Genomic DNA, 19,220 nt, shown 5'->3' with positions numbered 1-19,220 from the left:
TTCAACTTCGGCCGGGCTTCCCGCATCACGGGTGGATTCCGGGTTCCGCTCCGCGGCCCCGGAATGACGGTGGTGAGTAAAACGCGAGGTTGCGCCTCCGCCTACCGCCCCAACCACCCCCCGATCCGCACCACCGCCTCGCGGCACGCCTCTTCCGAGCCCGCGAAGGAGAAGCGGACGTGGTGGCCGCCCTCCCCCGGATCGAAGTCGAGGCCGGGCGTCGCCGCGACGCCGGTCTCGGCGAGCATGCGGCGGCAGAAGTCGGTGGCGTCGCCCGAAAGCTTCGCGATGTCGGCGTAGAGGTAGAAGGCGCCGTCCACCGGGTGGATGCCGGTGAAACCGAGACCCGGCAGCGCGTCGAGGAGCAGGGCGCGGTTGCGCGCGTATCCGTCGCGGACGGCACCGATCTCGTCGAGCGCGTCGAAGGCCGCGAGCGCCGCGACCTGCGACAGGTAGGGCGCCGAGATGTAGAGGTTTTGCGCCAGCCGCTCGATCGGCCGCACGAGCCGGTCGGGCACTACCATCCAGCCGATGCGCCAGCCGGTCATGCAGTAGAACTTCGAGAACGAGTTGATGACGAGCGCGTCCGGATCGAACTGGAGCGCGGTCGCGGTCGGCACGCCGTAGCCGAGGCCGTGATAGATCTCGTCGGAGATGAACGGCAGGCGCAAGGCCCGCGCGGTGGCGCACAGCTCGGCGAGGCGGGCCGGCTCGATCACCGTGCCGGACGGATTGGCCGGGCTCATCACCAGAACCCCCGACAGCGTCTCCGCCGCATGGACCTCCCGCAGCAGGGCGCTGGTCGGGGCGAAGCGGTCCTCCGCCCGCAGGATCATCGGCTGCGGGATCAAGTCGAGGGCGCGCAGGATGCCGTGATAGGCCGGATAGCCGGGGCACGGCACGCCGACCCGCGCGCCCGCATCGAACAGGGCGAGGAAGGCGAGCACGAAGCCCGCCGACGAGCCCGTCGTCACCACGACCCGCTCGGGCGCGATCCGCACGCCGTAGGTCTCGGCGTAGTGGCGCACGATGCGCTCGCGCAGAACCGGCATCCCGAGCGCTTCGGTGTAGGGGATGCGCCCGTCGGCGAGCGCGGCTTGCGCCGCCGCGATCACCGTCCGCGGCGCCGGGGCCGAGGGCTGGCCGACCTCCATGTGGATCACGCCTTCGCCGCGTCGCTCCCGCGCGCCGGCTTCCGCCATCACGTCCATGGCGAGGAAGGGCGCGACGGCCTCGGCCCGGCGCGAGAGCGAGAGGCTGGACTCGGTCGGCATCGGCGGGCTCCGGGTTTTTTGGGAGCGCCGCCCATAGCAGATGACAGCCGAGAACGCCCTACGGCGCGCTCTCGACCGCCCGGCCGAAGGCCTGGACGAGGCCGCCTTCCAGCTTGTTGTCCATGGCGGAGAGGATCGCGAGGGCGTCGCGGGTCGCCATCGGCTTCTTGTAGGGGCGGCGCTCGATCAGGGCGGCGTAGATGTCGCAGATCGTCAGCAGGCGCACCGGGTCGGCGATCTCAGCGGCGCTGAGGCCATCGGGATAGCCGGAGCCGTCGAGCATCTCGTGGTGGTGGCGCGTGACCGCGAGCGTGATCGGATCGCAGCCGCCGGATGCGCTGAGGATCTCGTGGCCGATGGGTGCATGGGTCTGCATCACCGCCCGCTCGTCGTCGTCGAGGCGGCCCGGCTTGTTCAGGATGGCGTGGGGGATGCGCGACTTGCCGACATCGTGGACGAGGGCGGCGCGGGTGAGGAGCTGGCGGTCGGTCTGCGACAGCCCGAGGCTCAGGGCGAAGGCCGCCACCGTGCCGGAGACGAGCAGGCAGTGCTGGAAGGTGACGTCGTCGTAGGCCCAGACCTCGTCGAGCCAGCGCGACAGGCCGCCGTCGTGGATCGCGTCGAGCACAGGGTCGATGCCACCGTCGACCGCCTTCATGTCGATCGGGCCGGTCTCGGCGCTCTTAAGCAGGGTCGTCATCGTTGCGCCCGCGCGCTTGATCTCGCGGGTGACCACGAGGTCGGCCACCGACTTCTCCGGCCAGACCTCGCGCACGAGCGAGCCCACCACCATCCGGGGCTCGACATGAGCCGACAGGCAGATCGTGGCGCCGAGGTTGCGCGCCTCGGTGAAGGCGGCGTGGCTCTCGCTGCGGGTCAGGTAGATCAGCGGAGCGCGGGGGCGCCCGGGCCGGCTCGCCAGCCGACGCAGGCAGCTCTTGGCCTCCGGACGGCTCAGGGTGATGTCGGCGACGACGCCGCCGAACGGGCCGATCCGGTCCCAGGTTTCGTCGGTGCCGACGACCCGGCACTCGGCCACCGCATTGATCGCATCGACCAGCGGCTTGCTCCGGTCGGGCCGGTCGCTGAGGACGACGATCACGCCGCGATTCATCCCATCCGCCCTATGGCCGATTCCGTCCCGAACTTGTGATCGGTGGAACTTATCAATCCACTAACCCGACCGCGTCGGCATGACGGAAATCCGCTTCCGTCGCTCGCAAGGCGCCGCGAAAACGCCGCACCGCGGCGGCAGGAATCGGGGGCGGCCCGAAAAGAGTCGCATCGGCGAAGCCGCGCCCGCGTGCCATAACCCCGCGTGCTGTCCCTAGGGCCGCCTCCCTCGCCGGAGACCGGCCCCCCAAGAATCAACCGAGGTATCGATGCAGCCCTTCCGCTCCGTTCCGGCCCTCGCGCTCGCCGGCACTCTTCTGCTCGGCGCGAGCCCGGCGGCCTTCGCGGAAGAGCCCGCCCCCTTCACCGACGCCCAGCGCAAGGCGATCGAGGGCATCGTCAAGGACTACCTCGTCAAGAACCCGGACGTGCTGCAGGAGGCCATCGCCGAGGGCGAGCGCCGTGCCCAGGAGACGCAGAAGCTCGCCCAGGCCGCCGCGTTGAAGGAATCGCGCGAGGCGCTGGTCAACTCGCCCCACGGCATCGTCGCCGGCAACCCGCAGGGCGACATCACGGTGGTCGAGTTCTTCGACTACAATTGCGGCTATTGCCGCAAGGCGTTCGGCGACGTGCAGGCGCTGATCAAGTCCGATCCGAAGCTGCGGGTGGTGCTCAAGGACTTCCCCGTGCTCGGCGCCGAATCGCTGGAGGCCAGCAAGGTGGCGCTCGCGGCGAAACTCCAGCTCAAGCCCGAGAAGATGTTCGACTTCCACGCCAAGCTCTTGGAGACCAAGGGCCGCATCAACGCCGAGCGGGCGCTGGCGGTGGGCCGCGAACTCGGCGCCGACGTCGAGCGGCTGAAGAAGGACGCGCAAGGGCCCGAGGTGAAGGCGGCGCTCGCCGAGAACGTGGGCTTAGGCGACAAGCTCAGCCTGTCGGGCACCCCGGCCTTCGTCATCGGCGACGAGATCCTCCCCGGCGCCGTCGGCGTGGACGCCATGCGCAAGACCATCCAGGACGTGCGCCAGTGCGGCCACGCGAGCTGCTGACACACTCCAGTTTGGCCGCCCGTCTCTCAACAGACAGGCGGCTGATCCTAACAAACGCGTAATATTCTGTTTATGCATAAATCGTCTTGTTATTGGCATATAAACGCACATTGCTGGCATAGGCATTCCACTTTACACAATTGGTTTCGAAGACCATTTTTCTGTAAAAACAATTGCCAATCCGATAACAATTCCTAAAACAAAACCAACTGGCGTTCCGTAGGCGATGCTTCCCGCAAGCATGGTTGGGAAATGGTGAAAGTTGTTTTCTAAAGATTCTGTCACCTTTTGGACGATGCCAAGTAAGTACAGAGGTCCAAAGACAACAATTGAAGCGATGGCACCACCGATCAGGGCTGCAACGGATGCCGCACCACTTTTGACGATGCGGCGGAGACTCAAGCTTTCATAATCAAAGTTAACAATAGAGAATATGATAATTGACGAGCCGAAGACAGCCCCCGGAAGGAGAAATTCTGGGGTTACGGGAGGCCTCGATAGCCTCCCGAAATAAGCCATTAGAAACGGAGCTGCGATGATGCCGGATATGGTCCCTCCAGCTGAGGATCCAAGCAGAGTCCTAAACCAAGTTCGAGTTGAAACTAAGGAAGTTTTTTTGTACTGGAAAGTTAATCGAGTAAACATTATGCATAAGGTTCCCAAGAGAGATGCAACGAATGTTGTCGCGATTGCAATCTCGGTTGTGATGAAGCCTAGAGAGGCTGGTTTCTCAACATTGGTAAAATATTGATATTCTTTTTGCCATTCATAGTAGTACGGCACGCTGATCCAAAACGATCCTAGAATTGCTCCAAGAAACCCGCCAATAATACCCTTTTGGGCGCTTAAGGTAATGTGGTCTTGGATTGTCCATCGCCTCTCGTCTTTATATTCAATATTTCCTCTCAACCTAGAGTAAACACTTTGCATTCCATAAAGTAAAACGCCCAGCGCCGAGATTGGAAGGAGCGAGGTCAAAGCGATTTGTATCGCTGATGAGTCGTGCGATCCGAGTACGAGGGAATAAATGCAGAAAGAAATAGCCAATCCGATAATGGCCATGATGTTTCCCGTATATAATATCAGTGATCCTGGATTGAAGTAGAATGGTGCTTCAAGTGAGGAGTGATCCCACGTTTTTTGCTTGTTTTGTGTGATTGCGAAAACTTCTTTTCGAACTCTGATCATGAGGTTTGATAGCGGCAAGTCTACCGATTCGATATTTCTTACCAACGCCTCTGTGAATGGGCTCAAGTTGCCAGATCCGTCGTAAGCAAAGTCGCCGGCCGCGGCAGCAAACGCAATAAAAGTATTTCGGTCAGATTTCATTTTTGCCAATCCGCTGATCTTAACTTCTTTTCCTCCAACATACATTGATCTGGTATTTGTAATATCTAATAATCCTTCGGCCTGCTCCACCTTTTGTGCGTCTGGATTATTGCGGCATGCATCCAACATAATTAGTCTTATGTCGCTGTGCTCCGACATTCTATCGACGATAGGTTGTACCTTAATCAGTCGGTTTGTAACCTTGTCTTCAATTTGGAAATCAATTGGAACAAGGAAGTTTTGGTCATAAACTTGAATTCCATGACCAGAAAAGTAAAAAAGACTGATCGTATTTTTTGACTTTTCTAGTCTACTTATATATAGATCTATTTCCGATATCATGTCGTCCCGGCTTAGGTCGTATAACACTGTGCAATCAAAGCCTAGTCTTGTAAGTGTCTTTCCAATTTCTTTTGCATCGTTGATTGGGTTGGCAAGATAGTCCGAGCCATTATATTTCGAATTTCCAATGATCAGGGCTATTTTATCTACCATTTGCTTGACCTTTGTGTAAATCTATTCAAATACATCGGTTTTATTTTTCCATGTTGCCCATGTCGTAGTCAACTCTGTTGGAAACACCTTCAAAACACGTTTTTCGCCTCTCTCGCGAGCGGTTTTGTTGTGTTTCCAAGAAGTGCCGCCCCATAGTCTTACCGAAATAAATATTATAAAAATTTTAATTTTGCTAATATTCAGTTCCTGCATTGTCGTCTTCAAGACTTCATCTGCCGATTTTCTCGTGTAGTTTTGTGGCTGGAACCAATATAAATAATCATGTATTATGGCTGGGTAAGTGTAAGCCGATGTCTTTGGTAGTATGCTCCAAAATACTCGTGGTATGCTAGCAAGATCTGTGACAAATCCAGACGGAATCGAGATCGTATGATTTGGGTCTGTGTCAGATTTCCAAGTTAGACTCTCGGTAATATAGTAATAATCCCATTCGAAGAAAGGCCTGATGGAGGCGACTGGGCTCAACGTTCTTCGCCCGTTGAGAACGACCTTCATAAAATCAACTTTCTCTTGCAAGGTCGCCTCCAGCAGCTTTTCAGCTATGTGTTGCTCTGTGTTATTTTGTTATTTAGACAACTATAAGAACCGCGAAATTTTGCCTCGAAATCTCTCGGTCAAAGTGTGTGGATCGGATTGTTTCCAAAGGTACAAAATAAATCAATCGTCGTTGATATGCAACCGATTTCGGGTGAGTTGTAGAGCGAATTTGTTGGCCTCGTCCGTATCAGTTTTCTAGAATATAAATTCACCTTTTGTTGGCCGGCGTAAAATATTGAACTCGGAATCTAAAGTGTCGCTATTATTTAATATTGATGCGGTTTACGTGCAATCCCAGAAACTGGCTACGGATGAGCATCAGCTGACATTGTCCTCCCGCAGCGCCCGCCGCAGCACCTTGCCGACATTGGTCTTGGGCAGCGCGTCGTGGACCACGACCTTGCGCGGCACCTTGTAGCCGGTGAGACTGGTGCGGGCATGCGCCCGCAGGGCGTCCGCGGTGCAGGCGGGGTCGCGCAGCACGACGTGGGCCACCACCATCTCGCCGCTGTCCTCGCAAGGGGAGCCGACGACGGCGCATTCTACCACCGCCGGGTGGGTGGCGAGCACGTCCTCGACCTCGTTCGGGTAGACGTTGAAGCCGGAGACGAGGATCATGTCCTTCATCCGGTCGACGATGCGGATCTGCCCGTCCGGGGTCATCACCGCCACGTCGCCGGTGCGGAAGAAGCCGTCCGGCGTGGTGGCGCCGTGGGTCTCCTCCGGGCGGTTCCAGTAGCCCGCCATCACCTGGGGGCCGCGCACGCAGAGTTCGCCCGGCACGCCGAAGGGCAGGATCGTGCCGTCGGCCCCGCGGATCGACACCTCGGTCGAGGGCAGCGGATAGCCGATCGTGCCGGTCCAGTCAGCGAGCCCGAACGGGTTGACGCTCACCACCGGCGAGGTCTCGGACAGGCCGTAGCCCTCCAGGATGGTCTGGCCGGTGATCGCCTTCCAGCGGGCGGCGACTGCGGACTGTACCGCCATGCCGCCGCCGACGACGTAGTTGAGGTTCGACCAGTCCACGCTGCCGATCTTCGGGTGGTTGTTCAGCGCGTTGAACAGCGTGTTGACGCCGGCGAAGTTGGTGAAGCGCGTCTTGCTCAGCGTCTTGACGAAGCCGTCGATGTCGCGCGGGTTCGGGATCAGCAGGCAGCAGCCGCCGAGCCGGAAGAAGAACAGGAAGCAGGCCGTCAACGCGAAGATGTGGTAGAGTGGCAGCGCGGTGACCGCCACGCTCAACGCAGAATCGTCCTCCGAGGCGCGGAACCAGATCCGGCTCTGCTCGACATTGGCGACGATGTTGGCGTGCGTCAGCATCGCGGCCTTGGCCACCCCCGTGGTGCCGCCGGTATATTGCAGGAAGGCGAGATCGTTCGGGCTGACGCTCACATTCGGCGGCTTCATGGCGCGCCCGGCCTTCACCACCGCCTCGAAGCGCCCGGTCTTCTCCGGCGGCAGGCGGAACGGCGGCACCGCCCGCTTCACCCGCCGCGACACCGCGTTGACGAGGTGGCCCTTCAGGCCGAGCAGCTCGCCCGGCGCCGCCACGACGATCCGCTCCAGGGCGGGGACGTGCGGCAGCGCCTTCTCGACGGTGTGGCCGAAATTCTCCAGCACGAACAGGACGCGGGCGCCGGAATCGTTGAGCTGCGCCGCCAACTCCCGCGGGGTGTAGAGCGGGTTGACGTTGACGACCGTGCAGCCCGCCGCCAGCACGCCGAGCAGGCTCACCGGGCAGGCCGGGACGTTGGGCATCATCACGGCGACGCGGTCGCCCTTGCCGTAGCCCTGCGCGGCGAGCCACGCGGCGACCGTGCGGGCCGCCGCGCCGACCTCGCGGAAGCGCAGGGTGGCGCCGAAGCAGGTGAGCGCCGGCCGCTCGGCGAAGCGCCGGACGCTGCGCTCGAACAGATCGACCACCGTGCCGAGCGAGCCCGTCTCGATCTCGTGGGGGATGCCCGGCGGGTAGGCGGACAGCCAGGGGCGTTCCGCGCTCCGGTTCTCGGCCATCCTCGTCCTCCCGGCCCGCGACTGTCGGGCGTTGCCCCCGGCGGCCGGACTCGTGCCGGCTCGGCCTGTTTATGATGAAGGCTTAAGCGTTTCGGACGGGTCCGATCAACCCGGGGCGCCTAACGCGTCACCCCGATCCGCCTCGGCCGCAGGCGCAGGGCCACCAGCAGCACGTGCGGCAGGGCTGCCGCCGTGATGAGGCCCGCGGCGAGCGCGAGGTCGCGCCCGTCGAGAGGGCGGCGCGGCCAGGGGCCGAGGCCGAGATCGCGCGCCGCACCGATCAGCGCCGCGCCGAGCCACAGGGCGAGGAAGGCCGCGAGCATGCCGACGAGGCCGCGCCCCAGCGCCCGCCAGCGGCTCCGCGGCGCCGGGCGCCCCGGCCTTCCGGCGAGGGTGACGCCGAGGCCCATCGCGAACCCGAACACCCCCGCCCCCGCGGCGGCGCCGAGCGCGTAGGCGAGCGCCATCGGCAGGCCGTTGAGGAAGGCGCCGCCGCCGGTGCCGAAGCCCGCCCGCAGCACGAAGCCTCCGAAGGTCGGATGCAGGCTCACCCCCGCCAGAAGCGCGAGGCCGAGGACCGCGCCGATCCCCCGCCGGACCACGCCCGCGCGCCCCGGCGCCAGGGCCGCGACGAGGATGCGGGCGAGCCCGTAGACCAGCACGAAGGCGAAGAGCGGGTAGCGGTCGAGGAAGAAGCCGTAGAAGCGGTTCGCCACGTCCGGCGGCATCACGGAGCGCTGGTCGAAGCCCGTTGCGTAGGTCGCGACGAGGGCCAGCAACGCCGCCGCCAGCGGCGCGGCGGCGACGGTCCAGGCGGCGGGCGCGGACAAGGCCGGCTCAGCGCTCGTAGTTGTCGCGCACCAGCCGGTCGAGCAGGCGCACGCCCCAGCCCGCGCCCCAGCTGCGGTTGATCTCGGACGGGGTCGAGGACATGGCCACGCCCGCGATGTCGAGATGGGCCCACGGCACGTCGTTGACGTAGCGCTTGAGGAACGCGGCGGCGGTGGCCGCGCCGCCGTGGCGCCCGCCGGTGTTCTTCATGTCGGCGAACTTCGAGTCGATCGCCTTGTCGTAGGCCGGGATCAGCGGCATCCGCCACACCTTCTCGTTCGCCGCCTCGCCCGCGGCCGTGATCTTGGCCGAGAGGTCGTCGTCGTTGGAGAACAGGCCGGCGATGTCCTGGCCGAGCGCGACGATGATCGCGCCGGTCAGCGTCGCCAGATCGATCATGGCCTTCGGCTTGTAGGTCGACTGGATGTGCCAGAGCACGTCGGCGAGCACGAGGCGGCCTTCCGCGTCGGTGTTGATGACCTCGATGGTCTGGCCGGAGAGCGAGGTGACGATGTCGGACGGGCGGTAGGAATTGCCGTCGGGCATGTTCTCGACGATGCCGATGGCGCCGATGACGTTGGCCTTGGCCTTGCGCGCGGCGAGCGCGTGGAGCGTGCCGACGACCGCGGCCGAGCCGCCCATGTCGCCCTTCATGTCCTCCATGCCGCCGGCCGACTTGATCGAGATGCCGCCGGAATCGAACACCACGCCCTTGCCGATCAGCGCCAGCGGCGCCTCGCCGGGTTCGCCGCCGTTCCAGCGCATGATGACGAGGCGCGGCTCGCGGGCCGACCCCTGCGCCACCGCGATCAGCGCGCCCATGCCGAGCTGCTTCATCTGCGCGAGATCGAGGATCTCGACCTCGACGCCGAGCTTCGTCAACTCGGAGACGCGCCGCGCGTATTCCTCCGGGTAGAGCACGTTCGGCGGCTCGTTGACGAGGTTGCGCGCCAGCACCACGCCCTCGGCGACCCCCGCGGCGTCCTTCGCCGCGGTCTCGGCAGCAGTCGGGTCGGCGGTCAGCAGGGTGAGGGCGGCGGTGGCCTCGTCCTCGTCCTCGTCCTTCTTCTTGGTCTTGTAGCGGTCGAAGCCGTAGCTGCGCAGGCGCGCGCCGAGGCTGAAATCGGCGACATCCCGGGCGCTGCCGGCGAACCCCGGCCAGTCGAGCACGACGCGGGCCTTGCGCGCCCCGACCTTGCCCGCGGTGAAGCCGCCGAGCGTCGTCCAGTCGAGCTTGGCCCTGTCCTTCTCGGAGCCGAGCCCGATCACCACGAGCCGGTCTGCCTCGACGTTGGCGGGTGCAGGGATCGACAGGGCCGACTGCGCCTTGCCCTTGAAGCGCTCGCTCATTGCTGCGCGGGCGACCAACTCGGCGCCCTGGCGCCCCAGAACCTCGCTCGCGGCCCCCGACAGGGCGAGGTCGTCGCCGACGAACACCACGAGGTCGCCCCCCGACCCGCGCGACGTCAGCGGCTCAAAGGCGATTTCGATCCCACCGGCCATGATGCTCTTCGCTTTCCACCCGTCGTTCCGGCGGCTTTTCGCGCGCCGCGCGTGAAGCCAGCGACCTGTGTAGCCGCTGAGGCGGAGAACGCAACGCGGGGCGGGGTGCGGCGATGAGGCTGCTCATTCGGCTCGCAGCACCTCGATCGTCTCAGGCCTGTCCGGCCTCGTCGCCGAGGCCGAGTTCCGCCCGGATGCGGGCAAAGGCTTCGCCAATCGGCGTGACGCGACCGGCTTCGGCGTCGGCGATTCCTTCGGCGAGCGCTGCGTCGAGGACGCACGGCTCCGGTTCTTGTGTCGGCGCGACGGCGAACGGCTCGGTCGGCTTCTGCATTCCGGTTTCCCCGCTTCCTGCGTCCGAGATGGCACCGACAATCACTTGCGCACAACCCGCTGGTGCCGTCTCTAACCCCGTGCATCCCACCCCTCCCCCTCATCCTGAGGTGCTGCGGAGCAGCCTCGAAGGAGGGCTCCAGGGATCGCGCGTTTCGCTGGAGCCCTCCTTCGAGGCTTCCGCTTCGCTCCAGCACCTCAGGATGAGGGGGAGGGTTGGAGGCGGCATCAGCGCGCCTCCGGTCCCCTGCCCCGAAACAGCCGCATTCCGGGCGCCCCGAACCGTCCGGGCGACACGGCTTGGCTTGGCCGCGCCGGGCGGCGAGAATAAAGGCGGGCGCGGCAAGGGCGCAGAATGAGCCAGATCGAGCGCTACATATTCAGGATCGCGCTCGGGGCCTTCCTCGCCTGCCTGATCGGGCTCACCGGCACGATCTGGGTGACGCAGGCCCTGCGCGAGCTCGACCTCGTGACCGCCAAGGGCCAGACGCTGCTGGTCTTCCTGTTCATCACCGGGTTGTCGCTGCCGACGCTGATCACGGTGATTGCCCCGGTCGCGCTGTTCATCGCCTGCGTCTACGCGCTGAACAAGCTCAACGGCGATTCCGAGCTGATCGTGATGTCGGCGGCCGGCATGGCGCCGCGGCGCATCCTCAAGCCGTTCCTGACGCTCGCGCTCGCCGTGAGCCTCGTGACCGCCTTCCTGACGATCCAAGTGATGCCCTCCTCGTTCCAGGAGCTGCGCGACGTGCTGACCCGCGTGCGCGGCGATTTTGTCGCCAACGTCGTCAAGGAGGGGCAGTTCACCCAGCTCGACAGCGGCATCACCTTCCATTTCCGCGAGCGCGGGGCCGACGGCTCGCTCCAGGGCCTGTTCATTCAGGACAAGCGCGATCCGGGCAAGGCGGTGGTCTACCTCGCCGAGCGCGGGCGCGTCGCCGAGGCCGACGGGCAGACCTACCTCGTGCTGGAGAAGGGCAGCATCCACCGCCAGCAGAAGGACAGCCGCGATTCCTCGATCGTGAGCTACGAGCGCTACGCCGTCGATCTCGCCGCCTTCACGCCGCCCGACGCCGAGGTGGTCTACAAGCCGCGCGAGCGCTCGACCTCGGCCCTGCTCTTCCCCGACCGTTCGGAAGTCTACTACCAGTTCCAGAAGGGCCGCTTCCGCGCCGAGCTGCACGACCGGCTCTCCGCGTGGCTCTATCCGCTGGCGCTGACCTTCATCGCCTTCGCCGCGCTCGGCGATCCGCGCACCACGCGCCAGGGCCGCGGGCTGGCGGTTGCCGGCGCGGTGGTCGGCGTCGTGCTCTTGCGCATCGCGGGCTTTGCCGCGAGCAGCGCCGCCGTGCGCAGCCCCGGCGCCGTGGTGGCGATCTACGCCGCGCCGCTGGGGGCCATCGCCCTCGCCTCCCTGCTGATCTTCGGCGGCGCGCAGGTCCGCGCCGTAAGCGAGCGCCTCGCCCGGGGCCGCCGTGCCCTCCTCGCCTCCCTGCGGCAGCGCCCGCAGGCCGGCTCGGCCTGAGGAGGGCGCCATGCTGATCGGGCCGACGCTCGGGCGCTACTTCGCGTGGCGCTTCGTGCGCACCATCCTCGGTGTGTTCGTCACGGTGTTCGCGCTCGTCTACACCCTCGACTTCGTCGAGCTGCTGCGTCGCGCGGGCGACACGCAAGGGGCGTCCGCCGGGCTGATGGCTCAGCTCGCGCTCTACCGCACGCCCGCGGTCGCCGAGAGCGTGCTGCCCTTCGCGATCCTGTTCGGCTCCATGGCCGCCCTGCTCCAGCTCTCGCGCAAGCTCGAACTGGTGGTGGCGCGCGCCGCGGGCATCTCGGCCTGGCAGTTCCTCCAGCCCGGCGCCCTCGTGGCGCTCGCCATCGGCGTCATTGCGATCGGCGCCTACAACCCGCTCTCGGCGGCGCTCAAGCAGCGCTCCAGCGAGATCGAGGCCAAGCTCTTCGCCAAATCGACCCGGGCCGGCACCGGCAAGGACCTGTGGATCCGCCAGCGCAGCATCGACGGGCAGGCGATCCTGCGGGCCGAGACCGCCATCGAGGGCACCACCACGCTGGCCGGCGTCTCCGCCTACCTGTTCGACGATGCGGGCGTGTTCACCGCCCAGGTCGAGGCGGCGCGTGCGATTCTGCACGACGGCTGGTGGGAGCTGCAGGACGTGCGCGTCCTCACCAAGGATTCGCCGCCTGAGAGCCACGACAGCTACCTGATCGCCTCGACGCTCGACCTTGGCCAGATCCGCCAGCGCTTCACCCCCCCGGAATCTGTGCCCTTCTGGCAACTCCCGGAGACCATCGCGCGCCACGAGCGGGCGGGGCTGGATGCCACGCGCTACCGGCTCCAGTACGATGTCTTGCTGGCGACCCCGCTCCTCTACCTCGCGATGGTTCTCGTGGCGGCAACGGTTTCCTTAAGGTTCTTCCGGTTTGGTGGGGTCGGCAAGCTGGTGCTCGGCGGAGTGGCGGCGGGCTTCGTTCTGTACGTCGCGCGGCAGGTCATGGAGGGCCTGGGCGCATCGGGGATGGTCGCGCCGACGGTGGCGGCGTGGTTCCCCGCCGTGGTAGGGAGTCTCCTCGGTACGCTCACGCTTCTTTACCAGGAGGACGGCTGATGCGCGGTTGTCCGGTGAGGGAGACGTCGGGTGGACGGGGGCGTCGTGCAGGGGGCTGCACAGGGGACGGGTGGCGCGTTGCGTAAGGTCGCCGACATCACTGTCACGGTCTCGATGCTCGCGCTCATGACGGCGGGCCTCGGGCTCGCCGCACCGCGCGCGCTCGCCCAGGCCGGGCTGGAGCGGCTCGCCGGGTCGCCGCAGGACCCAAAGGGCCAGCGGCTGCTCGTCGAGGCCGACGAGCTGATCTACGACAACGACCGCAACACGGTGACGGCGCGGGGCAACGCGCAGCTGAGCTACGGCTCGCGCACGCTCCAGGCCGACCGCGTCCGCTACGACCGGGGCACGTCGCGCGTCTTCGCCGAGGGCAACGTGCGGCTCACCGACGAGACCGGCGCGCTGGTGACCGGCGACCGGATGGAGCTGACCGACGACTTCAAGAACGGCTTCGTCGATGCCCTGCGCATCCAGCAGACGGTCGAGCTGAAGGGCGAGGTGGTGCGCACCCGCATCTCCGCCCCGCGCGCCGAGCGGATCGCGGGCGAGGTGTCGAGCTTCGACTACGCCACCTACACGGCCTGCGAGCCGTGCAAGGACAAACCGGGGAAGCCCCCGCTGTGGCAGATCAAGGCCGCCAAGATCATCCACGACAACGAGACCCACACGATCAGCTACGAGGATGCGAGCCTCGAACTCGCCGGCATCCCGGTCGCCTACCTGCCGTACTTCGAATCGGCCGACCCGACGGTGAAGCGCAAGACCGGCTTCCTGACGCCGCGCTTCATCACCACGACGGCGCTCGGCTCGGGGCTGTCCACACCGTTCTTCATCAACCTCGATCCGAGCTACGACCTGACGCTCTCGCCCGCCTTCCTGACCCGCCAGGGCGTGCTCGGGCAGGCCGAGTTCCGCCAGCGGCTCGACAACGGCGCCTACAACGTACGCCTGTCGGGCATCTTCCAATCGACCCCCTCGGCCTTCCTGCCGGGGCCGCTGGGCGCGGCCGACCGCGAGTTCCGCGGCTCGATCGAATCGCGCGGGCGCTTCCACATCAACGAGCGCTGGCGCACCGGCTGGGACCTCGTCGGCGTCACCGACAAGTGGTTCCTCGACAACTACCGCATCCGCAACCAGAACATCACCACCGACTATTTCCGCGAGGCGGTCTCGACCGGCTACCTCATCGGCCAGGGCGACCGCTCGTGGTTCGAGGCGCGGGGCTACTACTTCAAGGCGCTGTCGAGCTTCGACTGGCAGAAGGAGCAGCCGATCGTCGCCCCGGTGATCGACTACGACAAGCGCATCGACGGGCCGGGCAAGCTCGGCGGCGAGGTGCGGTTCGAGGCCAACGTCACCAGCCTGACCCGCGACGCGACCGACTTCCAGGGCATCCCGCGCACCGGCAGCTACCTGTTCACCCCGACCGTCAATGGGGTGACCTACCCGCTCTACGACACCTGCACGCGCTTCGTGCGGGGCGAATGCATCGTGCGGGGCTTAGGGGGCACCACCACCCGGCTCTCGGCGCAGGCCTCGTGGCGGCGCAGCTTCATCGACGACGCCGGCCAAGTCATCACGCCGTTCGCGTATCTGCGCACCGACCTGTTCGCGCTCAACCCGAGCCGCACCGGCTTCCAGAACGAGAACGTCGGCAACATCGCCAACGTCGACGACGGCCTGACCGGCCGCGTCATGCCGGCCATCGGCATCGACTACCGCTACCCGTTCGTGGCCGATTTCGGCGGGCTCGGCGTCCACACCCTGGAGCCGATCGCCCAGGTGATCGCCCGGCCCTCCGAGAGCCGGATCGGGCGGCTGCCCAACGAGGACGCGCAGAGCCTCGTCTTCGACGACACCTCCCTGTTCGCCTGGGACAAGTTCTCCGGCTACGACCGGGTCGAGGGCGGCGTGCGGGCCAATTTCGGCGGCCAGTATTCCGTCGTCACCCCGTCCGGCTGGTACGCGAACGTGATGTTCGGCGAGTCGATCCAGATCGCGGGCGTCAACTCGTTCCGCCGGGGCGATCTCGCCAATGTCGGCCTCGATTCCGGCCTGGAGGACCGCCGTTCCGACTTCGTCGGCCGCGCGCAGCTCTCGCCCAACCAGAACATCAGCTTCATCAGCCGCTTCCGGCTCGGCCAGGGCGATCTCGGCGTCAACCGCTTCGAGACCGGCGTGACCGCGCGCTTCGCGCCGTTCCTGCCGCTCGAGACCTCGCTGTTCTACTCCTACTATCAGGCCCAGCCGGCGCTCGGCTTCGCCCGCCGCCGCGAGGGCCTGACCGCGTCCGCCACCTACCGGATCACGCCGAACTGGTTCGTCACCGGCTCGGCGCTCCTCGACCTGACCCACTATCTCGACGTCCGCGACACCTACAACAACCTCTTCCTCGCCAACCCGGCCACCGCGCCGGCCTACAGGAACCCCGGCGCGGTCTACCTCTCCGGGATGAGCCTGGGCGGCGGCTATCAGGACGAGTGCACCACGATCTCGGTCAACTACATCGTCTCGCCCATCGCCACCGCGATCGGCGTGCGCGAGCGCAACCAGACCTTCCTGCTGCGCCTCGAACTGAAGACGCTGGGTGAAGCGGACCTGCGCCAGAACGTCGGCACCGTGACCACGGCGGACGGTATTTCGGCGGTGCGGTAGCGCCATCGGCGACGCGGCGAACGAGTTTCGATCAGGCTTCGGCGTCGAGAAGCGCCAAGTCGGCCTCGATCGGTCCGATAAGAGCCGCGAGGGTCCATTCGGGAAGATCGCTCGCCCGGCGCACGATCGCGGCGCGCGTTCCGTCGCTGTGCACCTCCGCGACCGGCCTCAACGGTCTGCCGGGGCCTCCCGTCGCGCTTTCGCCCGTGTTGTCGAACACCACGCTTCTGTCGGCGGCCCTGACGGCGCCGTAGAGGTGGGACAGGGTGCGCTTGTAGCGCTCGCGGATCGCGCGCTCCTCGACATCGTGGCCGCCTGCCGCCACCCGCTCCCGGACACGTCGGACATTGATGTCGGGGCTGGCGGTCGCGACGAAGAACACGACCGCCTCGAAGCCGAGGGCGCGAGCCGTGCGCAGCAACTCGACCTTACTCGGGTGGGACATCACCGTTTCGAAACTGAAATCGCGCCGCTCGGCCATGCACCGGGTTCGCCGATCCGTCGCGACGGCCTGAGCCCGCAACGACCGGGTCCTCCGGTCTCGGCCGGTCTGACTCTTCTCGATCGCGTCGGCGTTGATGTACTCGCCGAAACCGACGCCGTCGGCCATCAGCCAATCGGTCAAGGTCGATTTCCCCGAGCCGTTCGGCCCGGCGATCATCACGAGCGTGGGGCGGACGTCCACGGGATCGACCGGCCGATCAGGCCTTGCCGGATCGGTCCATCGATGGCGGGGCGTCCGGCTGGGAGCCCGAGACTTTGCGCTTCGTCAACGGATTGCGCCGCTTTCCGACAGGGTGAGACGCGTCCGTTCCGGGCCGGGCCGGATTGGACGCCGCGCGCATCGCCTCGGCATCGGGCGTACGGGCGAGACGTCGCGAAGGCGTTCGGGCTTCGTCGGCGTGGACCGCTTCCGCCTGCCTGTCACGCCGTTCGATCGCGGCGATCCCGGCCCGCAGGCCCGCATCGTCGAGTTCGTCCCACGAGAGGTGAGCAGCGGATTTGGTCATGACTTCTCGTATAGTCGATGACCGGGGGGCCGTCACCGTGATGGGGCCGCGCTGAAAGGTGGGATCTCGGTTTCGGAGTCCGAGAACGCGACCACGGCTCGCCTTGAGATGACCTGCACCGGCCTCGGTCGCCTAAGCATCGGACATCGCGGCAAAAGCGATGTAAACCCCGCCCTCATGCCCTCCACCGAACGCCCCCTCGCCCTCACCCTCGGCGACCCTTCCGGGATCGGCCCCGAACTGGCGCTCAGTGCGTGGCGGCTGCGGGGGGAGCGGGGCGTGCCGCCGTTCCAGCTGATCGGCGATCCCGACTTCCTGGAGCGCACCGCCCACCGGCTCGGCCTGTTCGTGCCGGTGGCCGAGGTCGAGCCCGAGGATGCCGTCGAGGTGTTTCCCCGCGCGCTGCCCGTGCTGCCGCTGCCGAGCGGCGCGAGCGTGGAGGCGACGCCCGGCGCGCCGGATTCGGCCAATGCCGGCGCCATCGTCGAATCGATCACCGCGGCCGTCGATCTGGTGCGCAGCGGCCTCGCCTCCGCGGTGGTGACGAACCCGATCGCCAAGTTCGTGCTGACCAAGGTGGGCTTCGCCCATCCCGGCCATACCGAATTCCTGGCGGCGCTGGCCGCGAGCCCCGGCCGCGAGCCGCCGCTGCCGGTGATGCTCTTGTGGAGCGAGACGCTGAGCGTCGTGCCCGTGACGATCCACGTGGCTTTGCGCCGGGTGCCCGAACTGCTGACCCAAGCGCTGGTCGAGCGTACCGCCCGCATCGTCGAGGCGGATCTGCGCGCCCGCTTCGGCTACGAGAAGCCGCGCCTCGTCCTGTCGGGCCTCAACCCGCATGCCGGCGAGGCCGGCACCATGGGCACCGAGGACCGCGACGTGCTGGCCCCCGCCGTCGCGGCGCTGCGCGCCGAGGGCATCGACATCCGCGGACCCCTGCCCGCCGACACCCTGTTCCACGAGCGGGCGCGGGCGACCTACGACGTGGCGCTCTGCCCGACCCACGATCAGGCCCTGATCCCGATCAAGACGCTCGCCTTCGACGACGGCGTGAACGTCACGCTGGGGCTGCCGTTCGTGCGCACCTCGCCCGACCACGGCACCGCCTTCGACATCGCCGGAAAGGGTGTGGCCCGGCCCGACAGCCTGATCGCCGCGCTGAAACTCGCGCGGCGGCTGGCGTCGAGCAACGTCACACCCTTCCCCGTCCGTTCATAGAAGCCCCGGCCATGACGACCGAACCCGTCAGCTCCGACGGCCTGCCGCCGCTGCGCGAGGTGGTGCGCCGCCACGGCCTGGAGCCGAAGAAGGCGCTCGGCCAGAATTTCCTGTTCGATCTCAACCTCACGGGACGCATCGCCCGCGGCGCCGGTTCGCTCGACGGCGTCACCGTGGTCGAAGTCGGCCCCGGCCCCGGTGGGCTGACCCGCGCCCTGCTGGCGGCGGGCGCGAAGCGCGTCATCGCCGTCGAGCGCGACCCCCGCGCCCTGCCCGCCCTCGCCGAGATCGCCGCGCATTATCCCGGCCGCCTCGACGTGGTCGATGCCGACGCGCTGAGCTTCGATCCGCGCCCGATGATCGGTGACGGGCCGGCGCGCATCGTCGCCAACCTCCCCTACAACGTCGCGACGCCCCTGCTGACCGGCTGGCTCGGGGCCGACGACCACGATGCCGCGTGGCCGCCGTGGTGGGACTGCGCGGTGCTGATGTTCCAGCGCGAGGTGGCCGAGCGCATCGTCGCCGACGAAGCGGACCGCGCCAATTACGGGCGCCTCGGCGTGCTGTGCGGCTGGCGCACCGAGGCCACCATCCTGTTCGACGTGGCGCCGACCGCCTTCGTGCCCCCGCCGAAGGTCACCTCCAGCGTCGTCCACCTGCGCCCGCGCAAGGACCCCCTGCCCTGCCGGATCGCCGACCTGGAGCGGGTGACCCGCGCGGCCTTCGGCCAGCGCCGCAAGATGCTGCGCCAGAGCCTCAAGGCGGCGACGCCCGATCCGGCGGCGCTCCTCGCCGCCGCCGGCCTGCCCGAGACCGCGCGGGCGGAAGAAATCCCGGTCGAAGGTTTCGTCGCGCTCGCCCGCGTGCTCGCCGAGCCACGGTAGGTTCGCGCCCGTCTCTCAAGAAGAGGCGGACGCGGCGGTGCTGCTGTCACAAGACTCGGCACATTGCCACGTCTTTCCCCTTGAACGCCCGCGCGTTTTCGGACGATGGTCGCGCGAGGACGCGTCAGACGTCCAGCGATTCTGTGGGGCCGGCATCATGATCAGCAAAGATTTCGCGTCCGATCCATTTGCGGGCAATTCGGTTGCCGGATTGCCCGTGTCTTAATCATCCCGCGTTCGCCCGGTGACCGGGCGCACCCCCGCGCAGCCGCTTTCGCTCTAGTACGCGCGATGTGCTGACGAGAGGCGCCTGTCCGAACGGGACGTGATC

Annotated in this window: 16 protein-coding genes; 6 read left to right on the top strand and 10 right to left on the bottom strand. The window is 66.3% G+C overall.

Annotation, left to right across the window (positions count from 1 at the left end; translation table 11 throughout):
* Positions 1–101: 101 nt before the first annotated feature.
* Positions 102–1,274, bottom strand: a complete 1,173-nt coding sequence (locus tag AAHG03_RS01570) for a pyridoxal phosphate-dependent aminotransferase (RefSeq protein WP_342148231.1) — start codon at positions 1,272–1,274, stop codon at positions 102–104.
* A gap of 58 nt (positions 1,275–1,332) precedes the next feature.
* On the bottom strand, positions 1,333–2,376 hold the full coding sequence (locus AAHG03_RS01565) for an HD-GYP domain-containing protein (RefSeq protein WP_342148230.1): 1,044 nt from the start codon (positions 2,374–2,376) through the stop codon (positions 1,333–1,335).
* A gap of 280 nt (positions 2,377–2,656) precedes the next feature.
* On the opposite strand from AAHG03_RS01565, the gene AAHG03_RS01560 reads away from it, so the two are divergent.
* Entirely contained in the window at positions 2,657–3,436 is a 780-nt protein-coding gene (locus AAHG03_RS01560) for a DsbA family protein (protein ID WP_342148228.1), read from the top strand.
* 132 nt (positions 3,437–3,568) lie between these two features.
* Here AAHG03_RS01560 and AAHG03_RS01555 read toward each other — a convergent pair whose 3' ends face one another.
* The 6 genes from AAHG03_RS01555 to AAHG03_RS01535 form a co-directional block, all read right to left on the bottom strand.
* The gene (locus AAHG03_RS01555) at positions 3,569–5,260 is read right to left on the bottom strand and encodes a caspase family protein (protein WP_342148226.1); all 1,692 of its coding nucleotides are present in this window, start codon (positions 5,258–5,260) and stop codon (positions 3,569–3,571) included.
* Between the two features lie 21 nt (positions 5,261–5,281).
* Complete coding sequence (locus AAHG03_RS27075) at positions 5,282–5,776, bottom strand: DUF1353 domain-containing protein (RefSeq protein WP_412759710.1); 495 nt, start codon at positions 5,774–5,776, stop codon at positions 5,282–5,284.
* 360 nt (positions 5,777–6,136) lie between these two features.
* Positions 6,137–7,831, bottom strand: a complete 1,695-nt coding sequence (locus AAHG03_RS01550; protein WP_342148224.1) for an AMP-binding protein — start codon at positions 7,829–7,831, stop codon at positions 6,137–6,139.
* Positions 7,832–7,950: 119 nt separating this feature from the next.
* Complete coding sequence (locus AAHG03_RS01545; protein ID WP_342148222.1) at positions 7,951–8,661, bottom strand: hypothetical protein; 711 nt, start codon at positions 8,659–8,661, stop codon at positions 7,951–7,953.
* A gap of 7 nt (positions 8,662–8,668) precedes the next feature.
* Positions 8,669–10,165, bottom strand: a complete 1,497-nt coding sequence (locus AAHG03_RS01540) for a leucyl aminopeptidase (RefSeq protein ID WP_342148221.1) — start codon at positions 10,163–10,165, stop codon at positions 8,669–8,671.
* A 151-nt stretch (positions 10,166–10,316) separates the two neighbouring features.
* Complete coding sequence (locus AAHG03_RS01535) at positions 10,317–10,499, bottom strand: hypothetical protein (protein ID WP_342148220.1); 183 nt, start codon at positions 10,497–10,499, stop codon at positions 10,317–10,319.
* A 354-nt stretch (positions 10,500–10,853) separates the two neighbouring features.
* On the opposite strand from AAHG03_RS01535, the gene lptF reads away from it, so the two are divergent.
* The 3 genes from lptF to AAHG03_RS01520 all read left to right on the top strand — a co-directional run bounded on the left by lptF (position 10,854) and on the right by AAHG03_RS01520 (position 15,777).
* Positions 10,854–12,023, top strand: a complete 1,170-nt coding sequence (lptF, locus tag AAHG03_RS01530) for an LPS export ABC transporter permease LptF (RefSeq protein ID WP_342148219.1) — start codon at positions 10,854–10,856, stop codon at positions 12,021–12,023.
* A gap of 10 nt (positions 12,024–12,033) precedes the next feature.
* Positions 12,034–13,122 carry an LPS export ABC transporter permease LptG gene (gene lptG, locus AAHG03_RS01525; protein WP_342148217.1) on the top strand — a complete coding sequence of 363 codons (1,089 nt, stop codon included), beginning with the start codon at positions 12,034–12,036 and terminating at the stop codon, positions 13,120–13,122.
* Between the two features lie 78 nt (positions 13,123–13,200).
* Positions 13,201–15,777: an LPS-assembly protein LptD gene (locus AAHG03_RS01520; protein ID WP_342148570.1), complete on the top strand. Its 2,577-nt coding sequence runs from the start codon at positions 13,201–13,203 to the stop codon at positions 15,775–15,777.
* Positions 15,778–15,808: 31 nt separating this feature from the next.
* Here the strand turns inward: AAHG03_RS01520 and AAHG03_RS01515 are convergent, their stop codons facing one another.
* Together AAHG03_RS01515 and AAHG03_RS01510 are read right to left on the bottom strand one after the other, a co-directional pair.
* Entirely contained in the window at positions 15,809–16,462 is a 654-nt protein-coding gene (locus tag AAHG03_RS01515; protein WP_342148215.1) for an AAA family ATPase, read from the bottom strand.
* Between the two features lie 16 nt (positions 16,463–16,478).
* Positions 16,479–16,787: a hypothetical protein gene (locus AAHG03_RS01510; protein WP_342148214.1), complete on the bottom strand. Its 309-nt coding sequence runs from the start codon at positions 16,785–16,787 to the stop codon at positions 16,479–16,481.
* Between the two features lie 177 nt (positions 16,788–16,964).
* Between AAHG03_RS01510 and pdxA the strand changes: the two genes are divergently transcribed.
* Both pdxA and rsmA read left to right on the top strand, forming a co-directional pair.
* Positions 16,965–18,005 (top strand): 4-hydroxythreonine-4-phosphate dehydrogenase PdxA, encoded by a 1,041-nt coding sequence (gene pdxA / locus AAHG03_RS01505; protein WP_342148213.1) that lies wholly within the window; start codon positions 16,965–16,967, stop codon positions 18,003–18,005.
* A gap of 11 nt (positions 18,006–18,016) precedes the next feature.
* Entirely contained in the window at positions 18,017–18,889 is an 873-nt protein-coding gene (rsmA, locus tag AAHG03_RS01500; protein WP_342148211.1) for a 16S rRNA (adenine(1518)-N(6)/adenine(1519)-N(6))-dimethyltransferase RsmA, read from the top strand.
* Positions 18,890–19,220: the final 331 nt, after the last annotated feature.

Source organism: Methylorubrum subtropicum, from assembly GCF_038442325.1.
Lineage (GTDB): Bacteria > Pseudomonadota > Alphaproteobacteria > Rhizobiales > Beijerinckiaceae > Methylobacterium > Methylobacterium subtropicum.
The sequence above is the reverse complement of the archived record's forward strand: the minus strand, read 5'-3'. Positions and strand labels throughout refer to the sequence as shown.

Bases quoted from the DNA above. Each gene is read 5' to 3' on its own strand.
- AAHG03_RS01570 (WP_342148231.1), bottom strand. From the start codon at position 1,274: ATGCCGACCGAGTCCAGCCTCTCGCTCTCGCGCCGGGCCGAGGCCGTC.
- AAHG03_RS01560 (WP_342148228.1), top strand. From the start codon at position 2,657: ATGCAGCCCTTCCGCTCCGTTCCGGCCCTCGCGCTCGCCGGCACTCTT.
- AAHG03_RS01555 (WP_342148226.1), bottom strand. From the start codon at position 5,260: ATGGTAGATAAAATAGCCCTGATCATTGGAAATTCGAAATATAATGGC.
- AAHG03_RS27075 (WP_412759710.1), bottom strand. From the start codon at position 5,776: ATGAAGGTCGTTCTCAACGGGCGAAGAACGTTGAGCCCAGTCGCCTCC.
- AAHG03_RS01550 (WP_342148224.1), bottom strand. From the start codon at position 7,831: ATGGCCGAGAACCGGAGCGCGGAACGCCCCTGGCTGTCCGCCTACCCG.
- AAHG03_RS01540 (WP_342148221.1), bottom strand. From the start codon at position 10,165: ATGGCCGGTGGGATCGAAATCGCCTTTGAGCCGCTGACGTCGCGCGGG.
- AAHG03_RS01535 (WP_342148220.1), bottom strand. From the start codon at position 10,499: ATGCAGAAGCCGACCGAGCCGTTCGCCGTCGCGCCGACACAAGAACCG.
- lptF (WP_342148219.1), top strand. From the start codon at position 10,854: ATGAGCCAGATCGAGCGCTACATATTCAGGATCGCGCTCGGGGCCTTC.
- lptG (WP_342148217.1), top strand. From the start codon at position 12,034: ATGCTGATCGGGCCGACGCTCGGGCGCTACTTCGCGTGGCGCTTCGTG.
- AAHG03_RS01510 (WP_342148214.1), bottom strand. From the start codon at position 16,787: ATGACCAAATCCGCTGCTCACCTCTCGTGGGACGAACTCGACGATGCG.
- pdxA (WP_342148213.1), top strand. From the start codon at position 16,965: ATGCCCTCCACCGAACGCCCCCTCGCCCTCACCCTCGGCGACCCTTCC.
- rsmA (WP_342148211.1), top strand. From the start codon at position 18,017: ATGACGACCGAACCCGTCAGCTCCGACGGCCTGCCGCCGCTGCGCGAG.